This window comes from Nocardia sp. NPDC004123, assembly GCF_053603795.1.
Genome location: NZ_JBSGGG010000070.1, coordinates 1 through 2344 on the forward strand (window position 1 = coordinate 1; position 2344 = coordinate 2344).

Sequence of the window (2344 nt, forward strand, 5' to 3'; positions counted from 1 at the left end):
GGATCGGATCTACCGCTTACCGCTTGTCTTGCACTTCTGGTCGCCGTTGTTCGTTGGGGATACGCTGTCCGTTAACAACGAGTTAACGCATCTTGGTAAGTGCCGGGTACACCGGCGGATATGGGCAGCCGATGAACGAGCGGGATCCGTTCCGCACAGCCCGTGAAGTCTCAGTACCGGTCACGGAGGAATTGGCCGCGGCCGGGTTCGAGGATGCCGAGGAGATCGGGCGGGGCGGTTTCGGTGTGGTCTATCGCTGTACCCAGACGGAGCTGGACCGGACGGTGGCGGTGAAGGTGTTGACCGCCGAGCTGGACACCACCAGCCGGGTGCGTTTCTTCCGGGAGCAGCGGGCTATGGGCCGGCTGACGGGTCATCCGAATATCGTCACCATATTGCAGGCGGGCACCACCGCGAGCGGACGACCCTATCTGGTGATGCCGTATCACCCGGTCGGCTCCCTGGACGCCTGGATCCGTGGGCAGGGTCCGCTGCCGGTCGAGACCGTGTTGTGGATCGGGGTGAAGATCGCCGGGGCGCTGGAGACCGTGCACCGCCTGGACATCCTGCATCGAGACGTGAAACCGGGCAACATCCTCCTCACCGATTACGGCGAGCCCGCGCTGACGGACTTCGGAATCGCGCGCATCACCGGCGGATTCCAGACCACCTCGGGCACCCTCACCGGATCCCCGGCGTTCACCGCCCCGGAGGTACTGGAAGGCGAGGCTCCCACGCCGGCTGCGGACGTGTACGGGTTGGGCGCCACTTTATTCTGTGCGTTGACCGGGCATGCGGCGTTCGAACGTCGCAGCGGAGAGAACGTGGTCACTCAGTTCCTGCGGATCACCACCCAGACAGTGCCGGACCTGCACGAGCACGGCATCGCTGCCGATATATCCACGATCGTATCGGCGGCGATGGATCGTGACCCGCGCCAGCGGCCCTCGTCGACCGCGCTTGGCGAGGCATTCCGGCAAGCACAGCGCAACCATGGATTCGCCGTCGATGGGATGGCATTACACGACGAACCCGACCGCGAGCACCCAGACCGTGAACCCGCCACCCTAGGGTGGCGTCCGCAGACAGCGCCAGTGGGTCGTCGCACCGCGGGCCTGCTGCCACTGGAGTTGACCAGTTTCGTCAACCGTCGCGCCGAGCTGGCGGAGGTGAAGAATCTGCTGTCCTCGGCCCGGCTGGTGACGTTGACCGGGATCGGCGGGATCGGCAAAACCCGGCTGGCGCTGCGAGCCGCGACGACCGCGCGTCGGGAGTTCGCCGATGGGATATGGCTGGTCGAACTGGCCGATATCTCCGACCCGTCACTGCTCGTCGGCGTGATTGCCGCCGCCCTCGGACTGCGCGACGATTCAGCACGGCCACTGGCGCAGGTTGTGGTCGACTTCCTGTCCACACGTAAGTCGCTGCTGGTCCTGGACAACTGCGAACAATTGGTCGCGGCCGTGGCCGAGTCGGTCGAAACCTGGCTACAGGCCTGTCCACATCTGCAAATCTTGACCACAAGCCGCGAACCGCTCGATATCGCCGGAGAGTCGGTACTGCGGGTACCGCCGCTGACCGTGCCGAGCCCGAACCACGAAACGTCGCTGCGCGGACTGCCCCGCTACGACGCGGTCACCTTGTTCGCCGACCGCGCGACCGCAGTCGTGCCAAGTTTCGAACTCACCGACGACAACAAGGACACCATCGCCCGCATCTGCACCCGGCTGGACGGACTGCCACTGGCGATCGAGCTCGCCGCAGCCCGGATGCGGACAATGGCCCCCGAACAGATCCTGCAACGCCTCGACGACCGTTACGCCCTACTGACACGCGGCAGTCGCACCGCACCCACACGCCAACAGACCCTGCGATGGTCCATCGACTGGAGCTACCAGCTGTGCACCCCGGCCGAACAACGGCTGTGGGCGCGACTATCAGCATTCACCGGAGGCTTCGAACTCGACGCCGCCGAACAAATCTGCGGCACCGACCTGGCACCGGAGAGCCCGCTCGATGTGCTGTCCACACTCGTGGACAAGTCGATCGTGATCCGAGACGAATCCCACGGCGTGGTGCGATTCCGAATGCTCGAGACGGTCCAGGATTTCGGTCGGCAAAAGTTACGTGAGTCCGGTGAGGATCAGCTGGTGCGAAGCAAGCACCGCGACTGGTATCAGCGGCTGGCGCTGGACGCGGAGGCGGGGTGGATCAGCGACCGACAGCCGTACTGGTTCGCCAGGCTCGACCGCGAGCTACCGAATCTACGCGACGCGCTCGAACACTGCCTGGCGGAAAACTCCGAAGAAGCAGCAGAGGCCGGACTACAGACCGCCGCCGCACT

1 protein-coding gene is annotated in these 2344 nt (G+C 65.0%); it reads left to right on the forward strand.

Going from position 1 to position 2344, the window contains the following annotated elements:
- Nucleotides 1–131: 131 nt before the first annotated feature.
- A partial coding sequence (locus ACWEQQ_RS44975) for a protein kinase domain-containing protein (RefSeq protein WP_452352564.1) occupies nt 132–2344 on the forward strand: 2213 nt, incomplete at its 3' end.